This window comes from Streptomyces sp. NBC_01622, assembly GCF_045209635.1.
Classification (GTDB): domain Bacteria; phylum Actinomycetota; class Actinomycetes; order Streptomycetales; family Streptomycetaceae; genus Streptomyces.
Genome location: NZ_CP109293.1, coordinates 7,456,893 through 7,478,651 on the forward strand (window position 1 = coordinate 7,456,893; position 21,759 = coordinate 7,478,651).

A 21,759-nucleotide genomic window follows, 5' to 3' on the forward strand; every position below is an offset into this window, starting at 1 on the left:
AGGAGCCCCTCCCCATGCGTGTCAACCGGATCCTGCTCTCCGTGCCGCTGGTCGTCGTCGCCATGGTGATCCAGGTGAGCGTCCTCGCCCGCCTCCACCTCCCGGGCGCCGTCCCCGACCTGCTCCTCCTCACGGTCCTCGGCCTCGCCATGGTCTACGGCCATGTCACCGGCGCCCTCATCGGCTTCGGCGCCGGACTCCTCGCCGACCTGGCCCCGCCCGCCGACCACGCGGCCGGCCGCTACGCCCTCGTGCTCTGCGTCATCGGCTACCTCGCGGGCTTGGCGAAACCGGAGAACGGCCGCCTCAAGTCGGCGACCGGCCCGATGGCCGTCGTGGTCGCCGCCGCCCTCGGCTCCACCCTCCTCTACGCCGGTGTCGGCGCCCTCGTCGGCGACACCGCCGCCCGCCATGTCGGCCTGCCCAGCCTGCTGTTCACGGCCGCCCTGTACGACCTGCTGCTCGCCCCGTTCGTCGTCCCCGGCGTCATGGCGCTGGCCCGCCGCGCCGACAACGACCCGCTCGCGGAGACCAACGCCGCCAAGTCGGCCGACATCTCCTCGGGTTGGCTCTCCTCGGGCACCGGCCTGAAGATCGGCGGCCAGCGCGGTGGCCTGCGGATGAGGACGGCTCGCGCGCGGGTGGCCCGGGCGGGACGTATCAAGGGGGTCAAGAGGCTTTGACCACCGGGGAGTTGGCCCACGGACTCACAGGTCCGTCGTATATGACTCATACACGCATCGTGTACACGCACTGAGAGGGGGAGGCAGCACCAATGACCAACATCCCGGAGACCGGACGGACTCCACGGGTCCAGATCAGGCTCGTCGTCATCCAGATCCTCGTCCTCTCCCTCCTGGGCACCCTCGGCGGGCGCCTCTGGTACCTCCAGATCCGGGAGGGTTCCGCGTACCAGAAGGAAGCGTCCGGCAACCACGTCCAGCAGGTCGTCGATCCCGCGGTGCGCGGTTCGATACTGGACGCGCGCGGTGTGCCCCTCGCCGACAACGAGACCCGGCTCGTGGTCTCCGCCTCCCGCACCGACCTGCTGAAGCAGGCCGACGACGGCAAGGCCGTCCTCACCAAGCTGGCCGGCGTGCTGGGCCTGAAGCCCGAGGACGTCATCCAGAAGGTCCGGCTGTGCGACGCGAAGACCCCGCAGCCGTGCTGGAACGGCTCGCCGTACCAGCCGATCCCGATCACCGACGAGGCCACCGCCAAGCAGGCCCTGCAGATCCGCGAGCGCTCCGAGGACTTCCCCGGCATCACCGCCGAACCCGAGGCCGTACGGCGTTACGCGGCCCCCGGCGACGCCAACGCGGCGCAGGTCCTCGGCTATCTCTCGCCGGTCACCGACGACGAGATCACCCAGGCCAAGGACTCCGACTCGCCGTATCTGCGCTCGGACCAGGTCGGCCGCTCGGGCCTGGAGCGCCAGTACGACAAGGAACTGCGCGGCAAGGCGGGCGTCACCCGCTACGAGGTCGACAACCTCGGACGCGTGATCGGCAAGGCCAAGTCCGATGCGTCCGAGCCCGGTTCGAACCTCGTCACCAGCATCGACGCCCGTGTGCAGCGCGTCGCCGAGTACCAGCTCGACAAGGCGATGAAGACCGCCCGCCAGCAGTTCGACAAGATCACCGGCGAGAACTACAAGGCCGACTCCGGTGCCGTCGTCGTGATGGAGGCCAAGACCGGCCGGATCGTCGCCATGGCGTCCGCGCCGACGTACGACCCGAACGTCTGGGTCGGCGGCATCTCCGCCAAGGACTACAAGCAGCTCACCGGCAAGAACTCCGACTACCCGCTGCTCAACCGGGCCATACAGGGTCAGTCCGCGCCCGGTTCGACGTTCAAGGTGGTCTCCACGGCCGCCGCGGTCGAGGCCGGCTACAAGTGGGACGGCGGCTACCCCTGCACCAGTTCGTACTCGGTGGGCGGCCAGGTCTTCAAGAACTTCGAGGGCGAGAACTTCGGCCCCATCTCGCTGGGCCGCGCGCTCGAAGTCTCCTGCGACACCGTCTTCTACGGCCTCGCCGACGCCCAGTGGAAGAAGGACGGCGGCATCAACCCGAAGAAGGGTGAGCCGAAGGACTACTTCTACAAGGCGGCCCACCAGTTCGGCCTCGGCAAGACCACCGGCGTCGACCTCCCGAACGAGGTCACCGGCCGCGTCCCGGACCGCAAGTGGAAGCAGCAGACCTACGAGGCCAACAAGGCCTACTGGTGCAAGACCGGCAAGAAGGACGGCACGTACGTCCAGAAGATCGCCTACGAGAACTGCCTCGAAGGCAACAGGATGCGTGAGGGCGACTCGATCAACTACTCCATCGGCCAGGGCGACACCCTCGTCACGCCGATCCAGGAGGCCATGATCTACGGCGCCCTCGCCAACGGCGGCACCGAGTACGTCCCGACCATCGGCAAGGCGATCGTCAGCGCCGACGGCAAGACGGTCCAGGAGATCAAGCCCCAGGTGAAGGCCAAGCTGCCGATCAGCGCGGCCACGCACAAGGGCATCGACAAGGCCCTCGCGGGCGTGGTCACCAGCGGTACCGCCGCCTGGAAGTTCCAGGGCTGGCCGCAGGACAAGATCACGCTGCACGCCAAGACGGGTACGGCGGAGGTCTACGGCAAGCAGACCACCTCCTGGTTCGCCACGTACACCAAGGACTACACGGTCGTCATGACGATCGCCCAGGCCGGTACGGGCTCGGGCGCCTCCGGTGAGGCCGTGCGCAACATCTACAACGCGATGTACGGCGTCCAGGCCGACGGCTCCATCGACAAGAAGAAGGCGCTGCTGCCCACCCCGCAGACGAGCCTCCCCAAGGTCCGCGCCGACGGCACGATCGCCTCCCCGAAGATCACCGCCGACCCGGCCAAGGAGCTGGAGAAGCAGCAGAAGGCGACCGAGGGAGGGGTCACGGCGGCGGACGACACGCAGCAGCCGGCCACCTCGCCCTCGCCGACCACCACCAACAGCAACACCCGCAGGCGCCCGCGCAGAAGGGGAAGCCGGAGGATGCTCACATGACCGGCAACAGCTTCTCCGTTTCCGGATACGGCCCCGAGCGGGCCGGCTGGACGCGGGTCTTCGCCCGTGACTCGCTGGCCCGCCGCCTCGACTGGCCGATACTGCTGTCGGCTATCGGGCTGTCCCTGATCGGCTCGCTCCTGGTCTTCTCGGCGACCCGCAACCGCACCGAGATCAACCAGGGAGACCAGTACTACTTCCTGATCCGGCACCTGATGAACACCGGCATCGGCATCGCCCTGATGATCGGCGTCATCTGGGTCGGCCACCGCACCCTGCGCGTTGTCGTCCCGTTCCTGTACGGCGCCTCGGTGTTCGGCATCCTGCTGGTGCTCACCCCGCTCGGCTCCACGGTCAACGGCGCGCACTCCTGGATCGTGCTCGGCGGCGGCTTCTCGCTCCAGCCCTCCGAGTTCGTGAAGATCACGATCATCCTGGGCATGGCGATGATCCTCGCCGCCCGGGTCGACGCGGGCGACAAGCCCTACCCCGACCACCGCACGGTCCTCCAGGCCCTCGGCCTGGCCTCCGTCCCGATGCTGATCGTCATGCTGATGCCCGACCTCGGGTCGGTCATGGTCATGGTCATCATCGTGCTCGGCGTACTGCTGGCCTCCGGCGCCTCCAACCGCTGGATCTTCGGCCTGCTGGGCGCGGGCGCGATCGGCGCGATCGCCGTCTGGCAGCTGCACATCCTGGACGAGTACCAGATCGCCCGCTTCGCCGCCTTCGCCAACCCGAGCCTCGACCCGGCCGGCGTCGGCTACAACACCAACCAGGCCCGCATCGCGATCGGCTCCGGCGGCCTCACCGGCGCGGGCCTGTTCCACGGCTCGCAGACCACAGGCCAGTTCGTCCCCGAACAACAGACGGACTTCGTCTTCACGGTCGCGGGCGAGGAGCTGGGCTTCGTCGGCGCGGGCCTGATCCTCGTCCTCCTGGGCGTGGTGCTGTGGCGCGCCTGCCGCATCGCCCGCGACTCGACCGAGCTCTACGGCACGATCGTCGCCGCCGGAATCGTCGCCTGGTTCGCCTTCCAGTCCTTCGAGAACGTCGGCATGACCCTCGGCATCATGCCCGTCACCGGCCTGCCACTGCCCTTCGTGTCCTACGGCGGAACGTCGATGTTCGCGGTGTGGCTCGCGGTGGGTCTGCTGCAGTCGATCCGGGTCCAGCGACCCATGTCCGCATAGCCGTTACCTGTAGGTTCGCTCGGGTTTCCCCGGGGTTCATTTGGGACGCCCTCTGCCATCCCGGCTCGTCAGCAACTAGATTCGGTTCATGGCGGACACAAAGCGCGAGATCGAGCGTAAATACGAGTCCGACGAGAGTGGTCTGCCCGACCTGACCGGCGTCGCCGGTGTCCGGGCCGTCATCGACAAGGGCGTAGCGAACCTGGACGCCGTCTACTACGACACGGCCGACGAGCGACTGGCCAAAGCCTCGATGACGCTGCGCCGCCGCACCGGCGGTTCGGACGCGGGCTGGCACCTGAAAGTGCCGGTCGCGCCCGGAGTCCGCGACGAGATCCGCGAGCCGCTCTCCGACACCGTGCCGCGCACTCTCGCCGGCCTGGTCCGCTCCCGGGTCCGCGAGGCCGAGCTGCTGCCCCTGGTGCGGCTGCGCTCCGACCGGGACGTACGCCACCTCGTGGACGCGGACGGCGCGCTGCTCGCCGAGGTCAGCGTGGACGCCGTACACGCCGAACGCCTCGCCGACGGCGGCGGCACCGCGCAGTGGACCGAGATCGAGGTCGAACTCGCCGACGACGGTGACCCGGTCTTCCTCGACAAGGTGGAGAAACGGTTGCGCAAGGCGGGCGTACGACCGTCGTCGTCTGCTTCCAAGCTGGCCAGAGCGCTTGCGGAGACCGCCCCGAAGAAGCCGAAGAAGCGCAGGGCGCCCGTGCCGCCGCCGGACCCGGAGACCGCCGGCGACCACGTCCTCGCCTACGTCCGCGCCCAGCGCGACGCGATCCTCGAACTCGACCCCGCCGTACGGCAGGACGCCTACGACTCCGTGCACCGCATGCGGGTCGCCACCCGCCGGCTGCGCAGCACGTTCCGCTCGTACGGCAAGGTGCTCGACCGCACGGTCACCGACCCGGCCGGCGAGGAACTGAAGTGGCTGGCAAGCGAGTTGGGCGTGGACCGGGACCGCGAGGTGATGACCGAACGCCTGACGACGGTCCTCGCCGAACTGCCCCGCACCCTGGTCTCCGGCCCGATCCGCACCCGCATGCGCACCTGGGCGGGCGCCCGGCGCGGCGGCTCGCGCCGGCGGCTCATCGGCGTCCTGGACTCCAAGCGGTATCTCGCGCTGCTCGACACCCTGGACACGCTGGTGGCCGAGCCGCCCCTGCTGCCGGACGCCGCCGGCAAACCGGAGAAGGTGATCGGCAAGGCCGTACGCAAGAACTTCGGGAAGGTCTCGGCGCTCGTCGAGGAGGCGATCGGGGCTCCGCCCGGCGCGGACCGTGACCTCGCGCTGCACGAGGCCCGCAAGAAGGCCAAGCGCACCCGGTACGCGGCGGAGGCGGCGAGCCCCGCGCTCGGTGCTCCGGCCCGTGACCTGGCCAAGTCCATGAAGTCGCTGACCAGCCTGCTCGGCGAGCACCAGGACAGCGTCATGGTCCGCCAGACCCTGCGCGAGCTGTCCGCGGTGGCGCACGCGGCGGGGGAGAGCTCGTTCACGTACGGCGTGCTGTACGGGCGCGAGGAGCAGCGGGCGGCGGCCGTGGAGGCTGAGCTGCCGGGGATGTGGGAGGAGATCGGGTCCGGGGTGCCCGTCTGAGCCGTACGGGGGACCTCCGGGATCGCGTTAGTCTGGATGGTCACCCGTCCGTTCAGTACCGCTCACGAAGGTTCGCGAGATGCCTGCCGAAGTCGCTGCGGCCGCAGAGTCCGTGTTTCCGCAGCTCGAAGCCCTGCTCCCGCATGTGCAGAAGCCGATCCAGTACGTCGGCGGAGAGCTCAACTCCACCGTCAAGCCGTGGGAGTCGTGCGATGTCCGCTGGGCGCTGATGTACCCGGACGCGTACGAGGTCGGCCTGCCCAACCAGGGCGTCATGATCCTCTACGAGGTCCTGAACGAGCAGGAGGGCGTCCTCGCCGAGCGCACGTACAGCGTGTGGCCGGACCTGGAGGCACTGATGCGGGAGCATCGCGTCCCGCAGTTCACGGTCGACAGCCACCGCCCGGTGGGCGCCTTCGACGTGTTCGGGCTCAGCTTCTCCACCGAACTCGGTTACACGAACATGCTGACGGCCCTGGACCTGGCGGGCATCCCGCTGGAGTCGAAGGACCGGACGCTCGACGACCCGATCGTGCTGGCCGGCGGCCACGCGGCCTTCAACCCCGAGCCGATCGCGGACTTCATCGACGCGGTGATCATCGGCGACGGCGAACAGGCCGTCCTCGACATGACGAAGATCATCCGAGCTTGGAAGGCGGAGGGCCGCCCGGGCGGGCGCGAGGAGGTCCTCTTCCGCCTGGCGAAGACGGGTTCGGTCTACATCCCGGCGTTCTACGACGTCGAGTACCTGCCGGACGCCCGTATCGCGCGCGTGGTCCCCAACAAGTCCGGCGTCCCGTGGCGGGTGAGCAAGCACACCGTCATGGACCTCGACGAATGGCCGTACCCGAAGCAGCCGCTCGTCCCGCTCGCCGAGACGGTCCATGAGCGCATGTCGGTCGAGATCTTCCGCGGCTGCACGCGCGGCTGCCGCTTCTGCCAGGCGGGCATGATCACCCGCCCGGTGCGGGAGCGGTCGATCACGGGCATCGGCGAGATGGTCGAGAAGGGCCTGAAGGCCACGGGCTTCGAGGAGGTGGGCCTGCTGTCCCTGTCCTCGGCCGACCACTCGGAGATCGGCGACATCGCGAAGGGCCTGGCGGACCGGTACACGGAGGACAAGATCGGCCTGTCCCTCCCGTCGACCCGCGTGGACGCCTTCAACGTCGACCTGGCCAACGAACTGACGCGCAACGGCCGCCGCTCCGGCCTCACCTTCGCCCCCGAGGGCGGCTCGGAGCGCCTGCGCAAGGTCATCAACAAGATGGTGTCGGAGGAAGACCTCATCCGCACGGTCTCGACGGCGTACGGCAACGGCTGGCGCCAGGTGAAGCTGTACTTCATGTGCGGCCTGCCCACCGAGACCGACGAGGACGTCCTCCAGATCGCCGACATGGCGATGAAGGTGATCGCCGAGGGCCGCAAGGTCTCCGGCCAGAACGACATCCGCTGCACGGTGTCGATCGGCGGCTTCGTCCCCAAGCCCCACACCCCCTTCCAGTGGGCCCCGCAGCTCTCGGCGGAGGAGACGGACGCCCGCCTGACGAAGCTCCGGGACAAGATCCGCGGCGACAAGAAGTACGGCCGCTCGATCGGCTTCCGCTACCACGACGGCAAGCCCGGCATCGTCGAGGGCCTCCTCTCCCGCGGCGACCGCCGGATCGGCGCGGTCATCCGCGCGGTCTACGAGGACGGCGGCCGCTTCGACGGCTGGCGCGAGCACTTCTCCTACGAGCGCTGGATGCGCTGCGCGGAGAAGACGCTGCCCGCGTTCGGTGTCGACGTCGACTGGTACACCACCCGCGAGAAGACCTACGAGGAGGTCCTCCCCTGGGACCACCTGGACTCGGGCCTCGACAAGGACTGGCTCTGGGAGGACTGGCAGGACGCCCTCGACGAGACAGAGGTCGAGGACTGCCGGTGGACACCGTGCTTCGACTGCGGGGTGTGCCCGCAGATGGACACGTCCATCCAGATCGGGCCGACAGGGAAGAAGCTGCTGCCGTTGACGGTCAAGAAGGACGCTGCGGCCAGCGGACACACTCACTGACGTGAGTGAGGCGTTGCGGTGCATCGTGGAGGTGCTGGGGGACGGCAGCGAGGAAGAGGCGGCTGCCGTTCTGAGGGCGCTCGGCGCGCAGACTGGACGGCGGGCGACCGTGCGGGAAACGCCGAGAACGCCCCTGCCGCCCCCTGGAGGCTCGGCGACGGTCCATTCCGAGGTGGAGTGGGTCTGAGGGGCTGAGAGCCTGGGAGAGACCAGTGCTCGGCGCCGGTCGCCTGAGTGGATGCTCTCGGTTCGCGAGGAGCCGTCTGGCTTCCCAACGTGGCGATATCCGCTACGGAGAAGGCAGACATGCCGGCGAGTGAGCCACCTGCGGACGGACCGCAAGCAAGCGGTCCTCAATGGGGACGCCCCGGTGACGGCCATCCCCCTTCGGCCGGTGATGCCATCCACCGGACCTCCGCAGAAGAAGCAGCGGGGCCGTGCCGGTCTTTGGGGTTGTGCCGGAGCCCTGGCCGCGGTGGTCATCATCGTCGTGGTTGTGCTGGTGATCGCGTGGCGCACAGCGCCGGAGGCAACGGGCAAGTAGGCGGCGGCGCGGAACTCCGCGTCTAGCAGAGCGGCCGTGGCACCGACACCTCACAGAGTGCTGCGACAGACTCTCCGCTGCAGCACTTTCCCGGTGCTCGTCGGCAGTCGGCAGTCGGCCGTCCTGAGGCTCTTTTCGGTCAGGACGCCATCCCAAGGCATGAGTTGCCATACAGCTCGCCACGATTCAAGGCATGGCGACCTCGGGGGCACGAAGCAGTCGACTTGGCGGGTTGGGACAGTGGTGGGGAGTTCTGGCCGGCGCACTACTGATCGCCGCATGGATCAACAAGGCGGCTGGACCTGCGGTGGTGATCACCCTCTCGGCCGCCGTCCTGCTCTGGTGCTTCTTCCAAGCCCCGGTGACGTGCAGTGCCCCCGTCCGTGGACGCGAGGATGGCTGCCGTAACAACGCAACTGGCCTTCTCATGGGCTGCCACATCCGTCAGCACCGTTGGCAGAAACTCAAGATGCTGATCCTCCGACGTCAGGTACGTGCCTTCTGTTCAGGGCTGTTCTCGGATGGCAAGGCCACCCTCGTCACCCTCGCGGCTATCGGCAGCTTCCTGTCGGGGCTCGTTGCCTTCATTCCCGGCGTAACCGTCAGCTGATCGTCACACCGGCGAAAGGGCCCGTCAGGTCACACGGCAGGTCAAGTTCGGCCGGACGGACGTAGGGCGGAGGCGTCACCGGAGACGAACCGGGGCCGTCCTGCTCGATCATCCGAGAGGGACGCTCCCGCCATGTGGAAGCGGGACCGGATGACCTGGCTCAAGCCCTCGTTCCTTGCGCGGGCGGCAGTCGGCCAAGCAACAACGGCTTGATCCATGTCAAGGCGCGTTCACAGACTTATCGGCGTGCTGCGTACGTGGCGGGAGCGGTGCTGCGGATTGCGGCCATTTGGGTACTGCAGCCTGGCATGTCCTTGGTCACCTTCTCAGGTCGACCTGCGGGGATAGGGCGAGAGGGTTGCCCTTGACGAGTGGATATGCGAGCAGACAATTGCTGGATAGAGTCGTCTCGTTACAACTGGTTGTGGGGACAATCAGAGTGCTTCGGGGAGGGCTAGCACCTCATGAGTCGTCGTTCTGTCGGCGTTGTCGGCGTCTGGGCTGAAATGCAACGGCAGCAGCAGCGCCAGATACAGGCGGAAGCCAGACGGCAGAGACAGGAAGCGCAGCAAGCGCGTGCCTATCAGCGGCGGGCCGTGCAGAGTCACCGTGAGTACAGGCAGGCAGAGGCGCTGCGCCGCACGGAGGAACTCGACGCACAGGTTGCATCACTGCAAGGTCTTCTCGCCTCGGGTTGTCAGGCTCCGGCTTTCAGGGCTTCCTCGCTCCTGCGCCCCGAGGAAGTCCAGCCCTTTGCTCCAGGAGTATTGGCACAGCCCGCGCCCATGCCGGACTTCAATCAGTACCAGACACAGAGTGGGTGGACCGCCAATCGCCGGGCCCAGGCGCAGGCCGAAGCACGGGCGCGCTTCGAGCGGGACTGGCAGGCCGCCCAGACGGCGGAGGCTCAGCGGCAGCAGCAGTTGGCGTCTTACCAGCGGGAGTACCAGCAGTGGGCCGATGCCCAGCTGGCCGAAGTGCGTCGGTACAACGCTGGCATCGTCGAGGTGACCGATGGAGTGAGGCGGCGCGATCCCGAGTCCGTGGTCGAGTACTTCTCGGGAGCTCTCTACGCCTCCACAGCGTGGCCAGAGGATTTCCCACGTCAGGTGGCAGCCGCCTATGACCCGGCAGCTCGACAACTGGTGCTGGATTGGGAGTTGCCCGCGTACAGCATCGTTCCGGAGGCCAAGTCCGTTCGGTACGTGTCCGGAGTGGACCAGGACAAGCAGACACCTCGCCCAGTGGGCCAGCGTCGGGCCCTGTACCGGGAGGTTCTCGCGCAGTGCATGCTGCTCGTCCTGCACCAGCTCTTCGCCGCGGACGAGCTAGGCGCGCTCGAGTCGGTGACGTTGAACGGGTTCGTGGACGGGCATGACCCTACGACGGGTCGGCCAGGACACACTTACCTGGCTACCGTCATGACTTCGAGTTCGACGTTCCGCGACCTGCACTTGGCACAGGTGGACGCAGGCAGCTGCCTGGCCGACGCTCTGCGCGGCCAACTCTCGCCCCGCCCCGACCAACTGACGCCGGTACGCCCGAGCCGCCTGCCACTGGATGTCGGGAACCGCGTTGTCGCGCATGGCAGCGATGAGGAACCTGACTTGTACGGCATGGATCCAATCGTCTTTGAGGACCTGGTCGCCGATCTCTTCCGGGCCATGGGGATGCAGGCGGTCACCACTCAACGTTCCAACGATGGCGGCGTGGACGTCAACGCACTGGATCCGACACCGATCCGCGGTGGAAAGATCGTCGTGCAGGTGAAGCGCTACCGCAACACGGTGCCGCCCACCGCCGTGCGTGATCTGTACGGGACCGTCCAGGATGCCGGCGCCAACAAGGGCGTACTCGTGACGACGTCAGGGTTCGGCCCTGGCTCACACACCTTCGCCAACGGCAAGCCGCTCGAACTCATCTCGGGCACTGAACTCGTCGACCTGCTACATCGCCATGGCTTGCGCGGGCGCCTGGGCGAAACCGCGCGTCAATCTCCTGCACGGCCGACGCCGCCCGGTCCGGACACTCGGCTGCCCGACGACTACAACGTCCTGGGCATGTCGTGGACCGGAAGTGTCGCCTTGGATGTGTGCGCCCTCGTCTGCCGTGGCAACCGCGTCCTCAGCGACGAACACTTCGTCTTCTTCAACAACCCTCAAACCGCGGATGGCTCCGTGCGGGCCCTTCCTCCCACGACACCTGACAAGGCCGCAATCTGTGTCTCCTTCGACGGCCTGCCGGACGAGGCTGACCGGTTCGTCCTCGTAGCAGCCATCGACCCGGAGGTAAACCCTGAGGCGGACCTCTCCGGCTTCACGGACGCCTGCATCCGCCTGCGCGACCCGGGGCTGAACGAAGTGGGACGACTCGAAGTCTCCGACGGCCGGCCACGCGAAACGGCCCTGGTACTGGGCTCGTTCCGCCGAAGGCCGAACGGGGACTGGGACTTCGTGCTCGGCGGCAAGGGCTACACGGGCGGCCTGGAGGAGCTCGTTCAGGACTTCGGCATCGAAGTGGAGTAGATCCGCCCAAAGGCCGGACACTGTTGTGACCGATCAGGGCTGGCGTGCTTCCGCGGCGAAGACCAGGAGGGCTCAGGGTGAGAACGTGGTGGCTCATGCAGGGAGACGTTCGGGTCGGTGAGCTCCGCGAGTACGAGATCGATCAGCCGACGTTCTTGTGCCACTTCGTGTCCGGACCGGGCTGGGAGACCCTCAGTGCATTGTTCGAGGCGTGGGCGGCCGTACAGGGGCCTGACCCGGACGGGAGCTGCCATGCAGAGGCTCTCCGCCCTCTGATGGATCTTGGACTGACCCTGCACCCTTCGGACGGTGGCGCGCCTCCGGCGCCGAGGAACCAGCCAACTTCCACATATATTCACGGACTTGGGCTCGCGCAGCCCGGATCGCCGTAAGGGCTCTCGGTCCGGCCCCGGCCAGGGTGTCGACCAGGCGGGAGACCGTCGGGTCGGAGGCCACCGGCCCGAACACGCCCGGCTCCGCTCGCAGCATCCCGACATCGGCCAGGCAGTCCCCGCCGAGCGCGATCGCGAGGGCCACATCCAGCAGGATCTTCCCCGGATCATGCACCGCCCGTTGCTTCCGTCACGGCGTCAGGGCCGCCGATATCACCTGATCCAGCCCGGTCTTGCGGACCGTCTCGACCAGCAGCACGCCACCAGCCTGGCTGACCACTTCACGACCGCCGCCCTCAACGCGGACACACGGATACGACCCGATACGCTTCTTCACCTGAGGAGTGCAGCTTTCTTGACGACGACCAGGACCCTAGACAAGTCCCATCGTCCCAGGTCAGAGGCACTCCTCACCTTCTTGATCACACTTCGGACAGGCTCGTTCGTGAAAGCGCGAGGTTAGCCACCGCTCCGGCCGAACTCCTCTCGGCACTCATCGGCGTGATGGAGTCCGGCGGGGCCTGGGTGATGAACCTGCGGCTGGTGCCGCACTGGTTGATCGCCGGGGCCACCCGCTCCGGCAAGTCCACCTTGCTGGCCCGGCTCATCACCCAACTCGCCCCACAGCCCGTCGCCCTGGTTGGCATCGACTGCAAGGGCGGCATGGAACTCGGTCTGTTCGCCCGGCGGTTGAGCGCGCTGGCCACGTGCAGGCGCGCAGCGGTCGCAGTGCTCTCCGCCTTGGTGGTCGATATGCAGGACCGCATGAGCGTGTGCCGGTCGGCTGGCGTGCGCTCCATCTGGGAGCTGCCGGACAAGCTCCGGCCGGTGCCGGTCGTCGTGATCGTTGACGAGATCGCGGAACTGTACCTGTCCGACGGCACCCGTGAGAGCAAGGCGGAGGCGGAACAGTGCTCCACGCTGCTGCTCCGTATCGGGCAGCTCGGGGCTGCGCTCGGCCTGCACCTGGTCGTCGCCGGACAGCGCGTCGGCTCCGACCTCGGCCCCGGGGTGACCGCGTTGCGGGCCCAACTCGGCGGCCGTATCTGCCACCGCGTCAACGACCCCGGCACGGCTGAGATGACCTTGGGCGACCTCAACAAGGACGCCGTGGCCGTTGCGCAGTCGATCACTGCGGAGGAACGGGGCGTGGCCGTGTGCACGGGTCCGGACGGCGGTTGGAGCCGTGCCCGCTCCCAGCTCACCCCGACGGAAGAAGCCGTGGCAACGGCTCGCAAGCACTCCGGCATGACCCCCGAGCTGCCTGCCATCGACTGCGCGCTTGCGGCGCTGGAAGGAGAGATCAAGTGACCGGCGGAGATGTGATCAGTGAGAGTACGGCGTTCACGTTCGCGGTGATCTTCGGGATCATCACCGTCCTCCTCGTCCGCTCCCGTGACGTGCGCGCCTGGGAAGCGGTCTGTGTCGGCCTGTTCGGGGTCTACCTCGGCCAGACCCCGGTGGTCTTCACCATCCACGGCCTCGTGATCTGGCTGATCAGCGGCTTCTCCCACACCTGAGCAGAAGGGACCCACCACCATGCCTATGTCTCGCGTGAGGTGCCCGTTCTGCAAGGGCGACGGAGCCCGCAGGACCTGGACCGGACGGCTGCGGCGCTGCCGCGTCTGCCGGGGCACCGGAACCATCCGCTGACCAACCCACACCACCCCCAACCAGGCAAAGGAGCGATTCCCATGACCCACCACGCGCCACCACCCACCCACCGTGCCGCTTCGACGGCCCACCCCGGAAGGTCACCACCATCACCCCGGAGTTCACCCCGGCTGACAGGCGCGCCGCCCTCGACCGCGCGGCGCGCCTGCGTCAGCTCCCCGAAACCGACCGCGACGCCATCCGCCTCGCCCAAGACCCCCACTTCCCCCGCTGGCTGGAGCAGATCACCGCAACCGGCGGCTGCGCCCACCCCATCCACCTCTCAGGCTCCACCACCACCCTGGACGGGGAAACCGGCGAGATCCTCCACCACTACGACACCCGCACCGAACCCGGCGAACGGCTCCTCGTCCGCTGCCGCAATCGACGCGCAACCGTCTGCCCGGCCTGCTCCCGCCTCCACGCAGGGGACACCTACCACCTCGTCCGCGCGGGCCTCCTCGGCGGCAAGAACGTCCCCGCCACCGTCCGCCAACGCCTCCGGTTCTTCATCACCCTGACCGCCCCGTCCTTCGGACCGGTCCACCGTGCCGGGGATCGCTGCCGACCCCGCCGTGATGGCGGTCAGTGCGAACACGGCCGTCCCCTCGGCTGCGGCACCGTCCATACCCCGGACGATCCCGCCGTCGGCCAACCCCTCTGCGCCGACTGCTACGACTACCCGGGCCATGTGCTGTGGCACGCACACGCCTCCAAGCTGTGGGACCGGTTCGTCATCGACGTACGGCGGCGCCTTGCCTCCTCGGCCGGCCTCGTGCAGTCCCGCTTCGCCGCGCACGCCCGGCTGTCCTTCGCCCGCGTCGCCGAATACCAGAAACGGGCGGCCGTCCACGTACACGCCGTCGTCCGCCTCGACGGCCCGAACGGACCCGACGACGACCCCCCGCCCTGGGGCAGCCTCGACCGTCTCATCGACGCTGTACACGCCTCCGCCCGGCGGGTCGTCGTCCACACCCCCCACAGCCCCGCCGCTGGCGAACTGGCCCTGTGCTGGGGCGTCCAGATCGAATCCCGTCCGCTGCGCGCCGACGGCGACGGATCCGACGATGACGCCGTCGCCGCCTACGTCGCCAAGTACGTCAGCAAGGGAGCCAGCGAGACCGGCGCCGGCACCGACCAAAGGATCACCACCTGGGACGACATCGGCGCGGCGCCCGTCAGCGGACACGTCCGCACCCTTATGCGCGCCTGCTGGCGCCTGGGCGGCCTCCCCGAATACGAGCCGCCGAACCTCCGCACGTGGGCGCACACGCTCGGGTATCGGGGCCACATCCTGACCAAGTCCCGCGCCTACTCCACGACCTACGCAGCACTGCGCGCCGAACGCGCCCACCACGTCGGCCACACCGACATCCCCGACACGGTCACCGAACGGAACTGGCGCTATGTCGGCTCCGGCCACACCCCCGGCGCCGCCCTCATCGCCGCCGGAATCGCCGAAGACCTCGCAGAGTCCCTGCGGCTTGGTGTGGAGGCGAAGCAAGAGGGGGAGTGGGGCAGATAACCGCTCTGCCTGAACATGAACCTCGGCAGCCTGAGGGTCTGTTGCCGTCCCGATCCTGCGATGGTAGGCCTGCGGGCCTGATTGAGAGCGAAGTCGTGATCGTTGACGACGATGGGACGGAAGAGCCGTTCGACCCGACGTCGTGAGTGAGATGAGAAGCGGTGCCCTGGCGCGACGCCAACTGCATTGCGCACTCAGCTAGTTAAGATCTGGCACATGGTGACGCTTGCTGGCGAGTGGTGGCAGTCAGGTACTTTTTGGGGCGCGGCAGCAGTGATTGTGGCCGTGCTCGCGGCCGGGAGCGCGGTGTGGGCGACGCTCAGGGCCGCGAACCCCAAGCGCCGGCTGTTGTATCGCATCTACTCGCGCACACCGTTGTTGAACCCGACGGCAAGTGTCCCCGGCGGATCTTTGACCGTGATGCACGGAACGAGTGCGTTGGCCAATCCCTGGGTGGTGGAGGTGGAACTGATCAACGCGGGACGTCGTGACATCTCGGCCTCGATGTTCCACAACGGGGAGTCGATCACCCTGGATTTGGGGGTTCCAATCATCGCCCTATTGCACACTGAGACGTCGTCCCGCACGCAACGGCCGCCAACTGCTGTAGTCAACGGCCGAGTCCTGGCCGTGCCCCCGTGCCTCTTGGGCAAGAGGCACACGGCCACTTTTTCCCTTCTAGTGGACGGTGATGAGCCGCAGTTGGAGTGCTTGGCCCCGCTGACCGACGTAAACGTCGCTGAAGGGCGTCGCCCGGGCAGTGCAGCGATGACCCTCGCGGAGGTGGCCGACGCTGCGATACCTGCTGTTGTTGGATTTCCGATGACAGGTGTGTTCAGCCAACTGATGCAAGGAGTCCTGAACCGAAGACGTCGCTGAGGTTCCGGCTCCGGATCGGCTGAGCTCATGTGTCGGCTGAGCCGAGTCAGAAGACCTTCGCGAAGTCGTCTTCCTTGAGGATCAGACGGTCACGCACGTCCTTGGGGATCAAGACCTTCATGTGGATGAGTGGGGCGCGAATCCCCTTCACCTTGGTTCGCGTGATCTTGCACTTCACGCCGACCCTCAGCAGATCCGCAGCCATGGCCTCCATGCCGCCCTCCTCCCAGCGTTCCCGGAAGGTCTTGCCGTTGTGGACGTTCACCCAGCGGTCCTTGGTCGTCTCCGGGTCGATCGCCTCAAGGTCGGCAATCAGCCTGTCCACGGTCTGCTCGGCCTGCTCCTTGGTGAACCGCGTCTTCGTGTACCGGCCCCCAGGTTCCAGTTCGCGCATGTAGTAGGCGATGGATCCTTCCAAGCGTGCGACTTCCTTGCGAGCCTCGGCGCCCTTGGCGTACTCCCGCGTTTGTACCAGTTCGTCTCCGAGGACAGAAAAGCGCGTCGGCGACGAGCTGCTCGTAGACCCCCATGGGGTTGGGCGCGCCACGTCCGCCGCTCTTGCACTTCTGGCAACGGAGGTAGTGGTAGGTCCCGAATTCGTTCCTGGTCGCCTGCACGATCATGTTGGTGTCGCAGTCGGCGCAGAGCAGCACGCCAAGGAACTTGGTGCCGCTCCTTGTCCGCCCGGTAGAGCTTGATGTCCCTGTTCACGAACAGGTGCGGTTGAGGCAGACGTCAACGAGATTGTCGTAGGGCCCACGGCGCAGAGCTGAAGTCCCCGTCGCCTCAAGGGAGTTGGCTGGCGGTCGGGGTCGCGGAAGCCGACTGCGGCGGGTAGCTCGGGTGCAGGGAGGCGGAGAGCGGGGCCAGCGTTGCGCACAGCGCCGTGGGGAACGCGGGTTCCACGCGGTGTACCGCCTTGCACCCTCCGGTCGGGCTCGCCGTGATCGTCTTCCAGCCTGCGGGCTCGGCGCGGAAGAACCAGCGGTCGCCCAGCCGGGACGTGCAGCCGGACGGGGTCGCGGTCGTGTCGCCGCAGACCGGGCCCGTACGCCAGGAGAAGTCGATGACCAGCCACTTGCCGTCGCAGTGTTCCGCGTCGCGGTAGCTGTGCTCGGGGGCGTCGGCCGCGATCATCGCCTGCTCGTAGGAGGGGACGGTGCAGCCGGTGGCCGGCGGGTTGCAGCCGAGTTCACCGCACAGGCGCAGTGCGGGCAACTTGGCGCCGTCGGCGGTGAACTGGGTGTCCTGGTCCACGATCAGTTTCTGGCTGCCCAGAGGCTTGGGCAACAGGAGTCGCGTCGAGGCAGTACGTTCTCCGGTGCAGCCGGAGCGCTTGTCCCCCGACGGGGAGGAGTAGGTGATCTGGACCCACAGGATGTTCCGCTCGGAGGCGGTGAGTGCGGCTTTGAGCGCCCGCACGCAGGGGTGCTTGCCGTCGGGCACCTGCGCGGTCAGGGTCAACGTGCGCTGATCTTCGGCGAGTTGGGCCGCGGTGACCCTGGAGGGCTCCATCGTGGTCCAGGGGATCGACCCGGTCGGCGTCGCTTCGTTCGCGTCACCGGCCACCTGCGTCCCGCAGGCGCCGAGAAGCAGTACGGCTATGGCGCAGAGGGCGGTGGCCATTGCCACCCCAAGTGTTCTGCCTGGTCGCACGAGCTCTCAATCCCCCCCGGATCGCACCGACGTTGACTCCGGTCCATTGAACACCGGCATCAAGTACGGGGATCAATATAGGGAGTTCAGTGCGCCGCGACCCACTCCGCCACGGTCGTGACGTCCGCCTGCATCGGGAACACTTTCTCCGTGAGGACTCTGTGCACCTCGGGGTCGTTGTCGAGGCAGCCGTCGGACAGGACGGTGAGGGTGAAGTCCAGATCGGACGCCTGGCGGAGCGTAGACAGGACGACGCCGCTGGTGGCGATGCCCGTGAGGACCAGGTGGTCGATGTCGTTGGCCCGCAGCACCATGTCGAGGTCGCTGCCGGCGAACGCGCTGACGCGGCGCTTGGTGACGAGGATGTCGCCGGGGTCGGGGGCCACGTCCGGGTGGATCTCGTTGGCCCGGGTGGCGGCGGCCGACGCGGGGGAGCCCGCGAGCCTGCCGAACATCTTGTTGCGGGCGCTGACCTCTGGGGCACCGGGGCGGAAGCCGACGGTCACGTAGATCACGGGGACGCCGTCCGCGCGGGCCGTGTCGATCGCCTTGCTCAGGCGCGGCAGATGGGCCGGGTCGGGGTAGCGGTCGACGATGACGCGCTGGACGTCCATGACGAGGAGGGCTTGCTTGGACACCGTTGTCCTTTCGGACGGGGGCAGGACGTGAGGGGGCACACGTGAGTGGGGCGGGCTAAGTCATCACGTGATTACTTGCTTAACGTAACCATGCCCTGTAGTCATGTCAACGAGTGATTACTTGACCTGTCCGAGGAGGTTGCCGGTGGAGACGAGTGAGGCCGACGGACCCCGGCGGCGGGACGCGGCGGCGACCCGGCAGGCGCTCCTGGAGGCCGCGAGCAGCCGGTTCACCCGGCTCGGGTACGACCGCACGACGCTGCGGGACGTGGCCGCCGACGTCGGGGTCAACATGGCGCTCATCAAGCGGTACTTCGACTCGAAGGAAGGGCTGTTCAAGGCGGCGCTGGCGTCAACTCCCCGGTTTCTGGGCCGGGATGTTCACTTCCCGCAGGACCGGGAAGGTCTGGCCGAGGCGCTCAGTCACCAACTCTCCGCCGGTGCCTGGCCGGAGTTCGGCGAGCACCCCGTGCTGATGCTGCTGCGCGGCTCCGGCGACGAGCGCGTGGACGCGCTGCGCCGCAAGGCCCTCGACGAGTTCGGCCGCCAGATCCTCGAAGCGTCCGGCGGGGGACCGGCGGGGGAGGACGACGACGAACGGCTGCTGCGGGCGCAGCTCCTGGTCGCGCTGGGCGTCGGCGTCGCCGTCGTACGGTCCGCCGTAGGTCTGCGGCCCCTGCGTGACGCGACCGCCGGTCAACTGGCCGCGCCCCTGCGGGAGATCGTCGACGCGCTGCTGACGCCCCCTGCCGACGACCGCTGAACCGCCGCACAATGCACGGGTGGACGACTTCATGATCCGCCCTGCCGAACCCACCGATCTGGACGCCGTCGCAGGGCTGCGGTGGCAGTGGATTCTGGAGGGCGGGGACCAACCCGTCACCTCCCGCGAGGAGTTCGTACGGCACTTCGTGGACTGGGCGGCTGAGAACGCCTGTTCGCATCGGTGCATGATCGTCGTACGGGACGGCGCGGTCATCGGAATGGCCTGGCTGGCCGTGGTCCAGCGGGTACCGAGTCCGCGCGCCCTGCACCGGGCCTCCGGTGATCTGCAGTGCGTGTATGTGATCCCCGGCGAACGGGACAGCGGGGTCGGCGGGCGGCTCGTGGAGGCGGTGCTGGGCCGCGCCCGGGAACTCGGCCTCGAACGCGTCACCGTCCACTCCTCGCCCCGGGCGATCCCCGCGTACGCCCGACGAGGCTTCGCCACCTCGCCCAGGCTGCTGCACACCCAGGTCTCCCGCGCGGACTCGTACCCGTGACCCGTGCCGGGGTCGAGGGGGGAATGAGGAGGGTGCCGTACCGCATCCGTACGGGGTGTTGAGGCGTCTTGACTGATATGGACGCCCCTGTGAAGTTCGAGAAACCCTCCGCGCAGCCCGCGCCGCAGTCGCCCGAGGGGTGTCTCGTGGTCGCGATCCGTGTTCCCGTGCGGATCGTTGTGCTCGTGCTGGTCGTGCCGGTGCGGGTGGTGTGGGACGTGCTGGTGGTCGGTGGGCGGTTCTTCTGGCGGACCGTGCTGCGACCGTTGGGGCAGGCGTTGTTCGTGTGGCCGTTGGTGGCGCTGTGGCGGTATGTCGTCGTGCCCGTCGCCAAGGCGGCCGGATGGCTCGCGAATGTGCTCGTCCTCGTGCCCCTCGGGTGGCTCTACCGGTATGTACTGACCCCGCTCGGGCACGCCCTCGCTTGGACGGCGCGCGGGATCGGGAGTGGGCTGGCGTGGGTGTACGCGCGCGTGCTCACTCCCGTCGGGCACGCGTGCGTGTGGGTCGTCGACGGGGTGACCGCGGCCGTCGCGTGGCTCGGGCGGTATCTGCTCGTCGTGCCGGCCGGGTGGCTGTACGCCTGGGTGCTCGCCCCGGTCGGGCGCGCGATCGACTGGTGCGGGCGGGGGCTGCTGTGGCTGGCGAAGGCTGTCGGCACCGGTGTCGGAGTCGTCCTGTACTGGACGGCCCGGATCCTGCTCGTGCTGCCCGCGATCGCGCTCTGGCGCTGGGTCCTGACACCGGTCGGGCGGGTCCTCGCCGTCGTGGGACGGGAAGTGTGGGACGCCCTCGGGCACGCCTGGCGGGTCGCCGGGCACATCTCGCTCGCCGTGGGGCGGGCGTTGGGGACCCTCTTCCGGTGGATTTTCGTGGCGCCGGTGAGCTGGGTGTACCGGACCGTCCTCACCCCGGTCGGACACGTCGTACGGGACCTGGTGCTGCGGCCCGCCGCCGAGGCCGCGCGCGCGGTGGGCCGGGTCACCCGGCAGGCGCTGACCGCCGCGCGCGAGTCCGCACGGCAGGCGCGGGCCGACTTCCGGCGGATGGTCTTCGGCGAGCCCGGGCAGCCGCAGCCGGTGGAGCGACGGGAACCGATGGGCGACGAGACACGTACTCTTGGTAGAAGTACGACCGTTCTCACGAAGGACTAGGACACTGGGCAAGCGACAGCCCGAAGGCCCGCCGCCCGCACCCGCGGTGCAGCGCATCCGACTGCGCTACACCAAGCGCGGCCGCCTCCGGTTCACCAGCCACCGTGACTTCCAGCGCGCCTTCGAGCGTGCGCTGCGCCGTGCCGAGGTGCCGATGGCGTACTCGGCCGGGTTCACACCGCACCCGAAGGTGTCGTACGCCAATGCCGCACCCACCGGCACGGGCAGTGAGGCGGAGTACCTGGAGATCGCGCTCACCGCCGAGCGCGACCCCGACAAGCTGCGCGAGCTGCTCGACGAGTCGATGCCCGTGGGCCTCGACATCGTCGACGCGGTCGAGGCCCGGACCTCCGGGCTCGCCGACCGGCTCACGGCTTCCGTGTGGGAGCTGCGGCTCGACGGGGTGGCTCCCGAGGACGCCGAGCGCGCGGTGGCCGCGTTCAACGCGGCCGAGAGCGTCGAGGTCCAGCGCATGGCCAAGAACGGCATGCGCACCTTCGACGCCCGCTCCGCCGTAGCGAGCCTTGAAGCCGTTTCCGAGACGCACAGTCCACAGGCTGATAGGCCTACCGACCAGGCCTGTGCGATACTGCGGCTGGTTGTTCGGCACGTGACGCCTGCCGTTCGACCCGACGACGTCCTGTCCGGTCTTCGCGCCGTGGCCGACCTGGCGCCGCCGGTCGCCGCAGCGGTGACCAGGCTGGCGCAGGGGCTGTTCGATGAAGAGACCGGCACGGTGACCGACCCGCTCGCGCCCGACCGCGAGGCAGCAGTGACCGGGAATCCCACGGTCGCCGAAGCTGCCGCCGCGAAGGCGCCGGCGTAGGGAAGGTTCCGCGTAGGGACGGACGTCGTAGCGCCGCCCTCGGACTCGGGAGCCACCTGGGTCGGGCAGCGCACCGACCACAAGACTTTCGCCAGGCCGTCCGCAACTGGGCGTACGGAACCGGCGAGACAGGACACAGAGAGCTCCCGTGCGGCGCCCGCGCCCCGGACGGCGGCACCGCGCAACGCGCGAGCCGCGGACGTCACCGGCATCCA

The 21,759-nt window shown here is 68.4% G+C and carries 16 protein-coding genes and 3 pseudogenes; 15 read left to right on the forward strand and 4 right to left on the reverse strand.

All coding sequences use genetic code 11. The annotated features are described in order from the left end of the window. Positions 1-14: 14 nt before the first annotated feature. From mreD to OH768_RS34545, 7 genes are all read left to right on the forward strand, one after another. Positions 15-683 (forward strand): rod shape-determining protein MreD, encoded by a 669-nt coding sequence (mreD, locus tag OH768_RS34515; protein WP_406459865.1) that lies wholly within the window; start codon positions 15-17, stop codon positions 681-683. A 92-nt stretch (positions 684-775) separates the two neighbouring features. Further along, the gene (gene mrdA, locus OH768_RS34520) at positions 776-3,037 is read left to right on the forward strand and encodes a penicillin-binding protein 2 (RefSeq protein WP_406459866.1); all 2,262 of its coding nucleotides are present in this window, start codon (positions 776-778) and stop codon (positions 3,035-3,037) included. Continuing rightward, positions 3,034-4,230, forward strand: a complete 1,197-nt coding sequence (rodA, locus tag OH768_RS34525; RefSeq protein WP_406459867.1) for a rod shape-determining protein RodA — start codon at positions 3,034-3,036, stop codon at positions 4,228-4,230. The genes mrdA and rodA overlap by 4 nt, the downstream gene beginning before the upstream one ends. A gap of 88 nt (positions 4,231-4,318) precedes the next feature. Next, the gene (locus OH768_RS34530) at positions 4,319-5,830 is read left to right on the forward strand and encodes a CHAD domain-containing protein (protein WP_406459868.1); all 1,512 of its coding nucleotides are present in this window, start codon (positions 4,319-4,321) and stop codon (positions 5,828-5,830) included. A 79-nt stretch (positions 5,831-5,909) separates the two neighbouring features. Then, positions 5,910-7,880: a TIGR03960 family B12-binding radical SAM protein gene (locus OH768_RS34535; protein WP_406459869.1), complete on the forward strand. Its 1,971-nt coding sequence runs from the start codon at positions 5,910-5,912 to the stop codon at positions 7,878-7,880. Positions 7,881-8,617: 737 nt separating this feature from the next. Continuing rightward, positions 8,618-9,034: a hypothetical protein gene (locus tag OH768_RS34540; RefSeq protein WP_365649948.1), complete on the forward strand. Its 417-nt coding sequence runs from the start codon at positions 8,618-8,620 to the stop codon at positions 9,032-9,034. A gap of 464 nt (positions 9,035-9,498) precedes the next feature. Then, positions 9,499-11,559 (forward strand): restriction endonuclease, encoded by a 2,061-nt coding sequence (locus tag OH768_RS34545; protein WP_406459870.1) that lies wholly within the window; start codon positions 9,499-9,501, stop codon positions 11,557-11,559. A gap of 228 nt (positions 11,560-11,787) precedes the next feature. Here OH768_RS34545 and OH768_RS34550 read toward each other — a convergent pair. Beyond that, positions 11,788-12,288: pseudogene (locus OH768_RS34550) on the reverse strand (transposase); the annotation flags it as partial. Positions 12,289-12,338: 50 nt separating this feature from the next. Between OH768_RS34550 and OH768_RS34555 the strand changes: the two are divergent. From OH768_RS34555 to OH768_RS34570, 4 genes and pseudogenes are all read left to right on the forward strand, one after another. Further along, positions 12,339-13,262 (forward strand): annotated as a pseudogene (locus tag OH768_RS34555) (FtsK/SpoIIIE domain-containing protein); the annotation flags it as partial. 11 nt (positions 13,263-13,273) lie between these two features. Beyond that, positions 13,274-13,471 carry a hypothetical protein gene (locus tag OH768_RS34560; protein ID WP_406465566.1) on the forward strand — a complete coding sequence of 66 codons (198 nt, stop codon included), beginning with the start codon at positions 13,274-13,276 and terminating at the stop codon, positions 13,469-13,471. Between the two features lie 299 nt (positions 13,472-13,770). Further along, positions 13,771-15,129 (forward strand): replication initiator, encoded by a 1,359-nt coding sequence (locus OH768_RS34565; RefSeq protein ID WP_406465567.1) that lies wholly within the window; start codon positions 13,771-13,773, stop codon positions 15,127-15,129. Between the two features lie 216 nt (positions 15,130-15,345). Then, the gene (locus OH768_RS34570) at positions 15,346-16,008 is read left to right on the forward strand and encodes a hypothetical protein (protein WP_406459871.1); all 663 of its coding nucleotides are present in this window, start codon (positions 15,346-15,348) and stop codon (positions 16,006-16,008) included. 46 nt (positions 16,009-16,054) lie between these two features. On the opposite strand, the pseudogene OH768_RS34575 reads toward OH768_RS34570, so the two are convergent. From OH768_RS34575 to OH768_RS34585, 3 genes and pseudogenes are all read right to left on the reverse strand, one after another. Then, positions 16,055-16,676, reverse strand: a pseudogene (locus tag OH768_RS34575) (zinc ribbon domain-containing protein); the annotation flags it as partial. Between the two features lie 118 nt (positions 16,677-16,794). Continuing rightward, positions 16,795-17,634: a hypothetical protein gene (locus tag OH768_RS34580; RefSeq protein ID WP_406459872.1), complete on the reverse strand. Its 840-nt coding sequence runs from the start codon at positions 17,632-17,634 to the stop codon at positions 16,795-16,797. Positions 17,635-17,750: 116 nt separating this feature from the next. Further along, positions 17,751-18,302 carry a cysteine hydrolase family protein gene (locus OH768_RS34585; RefSeq protein WP_406459873.1) on the reverse strand — a complete coding sequence of 184 codons (552 nt, stop codon included), beginning with the start codon at positions 18,300-18,302 and terminating at the stop codon, positions 17,751-17,753. Positions 18,303-18,447: 145 nt separating this feature from the next. On the opposite strand from OH768_RS34585, the gene OH768_RS34590 reads away from it, so the two are divergent. The 4 genes from OH768_RS34590 (at position 18,448) to OH768_RS34605 (ending at position 21,544) form a co-directional block, all read left to right on the forward strand. Then, on the forward strand, positions 18,448-19,065 hold the full coding sequence (locus tag OH768_RS34590) for a TetR/AcrR family transcriptional regulator (RefSeq protein ID WP_406459874.1): 618 nt from the start codon (positions 18,448-18,450) through the stop codon (positions 19,063-19,065). Between the two features lie 19 nt (positions 19,066-19,084). Continuing rightward, positions 19,085-19,564 (forward strand): GNAT family N-acetyltransferase, encoded by a 480-nt coding sequence (locus tag OH768_RS34595; protein ID WP_406459875.1) that lies wholly within the window; start codon positions 19,085-19,087, stop codon positions 19,562-19,564. 77 nt (positions 19,565-19,641) lie between these two features. Continuing rightward, positions 19,642-20,718 (forward strand): hypothetical protein, encoded by a 1,077-nt coding sequence (locus OH768_RS34600; protein WP_406459876.1) that lies wholly within the window; start codon positions 19,642-19,644, stop codon positions 20,716-20,718. Positions 20,719-20,764: 46 nt separating this feature from the next. After that, a complete protein-coding gene (locus OH768_RS34605) occupies positions 20,765-21,544 on the forward strand; it encodes a TIGR03936 family radical SAM-associated protein (RefSeq protein WP_359612062.1) in 780 nt (259 codons plus the stop codon). Positions 21,545-21,759: the final 215 nt, after the last annotated feature.

Excerpts from the sequence above, each read along its gene's own strand:
- OH768_RS34580 (WP_406459872.1), bottom strand. The coding sequence starts at position 17,634 with ATGGCCACCGCCCTCTGCGCCATAGCCGTACTGCTTCTCGGCGCCTGC.
- mrdA (WP_406459866.1), top strand. The coding sequence starts at position 776 with ATGACCAACATCCCGGAGACCGGACGGACTCCACGGGTCCAGATCAGG.
- rodA (WP_406459867.1), top strand. The coding sequence starts at position 3,034 with ATGACCGGCAACAGCTTCTCCGTTTCCGGATACGGCCCCGAGCGGGCC.
- OH768_RS34530 (WP_406459868.1), top strand. The coding sequence starts at position 4,319 with ATGGCGGACACAAAGCGCGAGATCGAGCGTAAATACGAGTCCGACGAG.
- OH768_RS34600 (WP_406459876.1), top strand. The coding sequence starts at position 19,642 with ATGGACGCCCCTGTGAAGTTCGAGAAACCCTCCGCGCAGCCCGCGCCG.
- OH768_RS34570 (WP_406459871.1), top strand. The coding sequence starts at position 15,346 with ATGGTGACGCTTGCTGGCGAGTGGTGGCAGTCAGGTACTTTTTGGGGC.
- OH768_RS34535 (WP_406459869.1), top strand. The coding sequence starts at position 5,910 with ATGCCTGCCGAAGTCGCTGCGGCCGCAGAGTCCGTGTTTCCGCAGCTC.
- OH768_RS34540 (WP_365649948.1), top strand. The coding sequence starts at position 8,618 with ATGGCGACCTCGGGGGCACGAAGCAGTCGACTTGGCGGGTTGGGACAG.
- mreD (WP_406459865.1), top strand. The coding sequence starts at position 15 with ATGCGTGTCAACCGGATCCTGCTCTCCGTGCCGCTGGTCGTCGTCGCC.
- OH768_RS34545 (WP_406459870.1), top strand. The coding sequence starts at position 9,499 with ATGAGTCGTCGTTCTGTCGGCGTTGTCGGCGTCTGGGCTGAAATGCAA.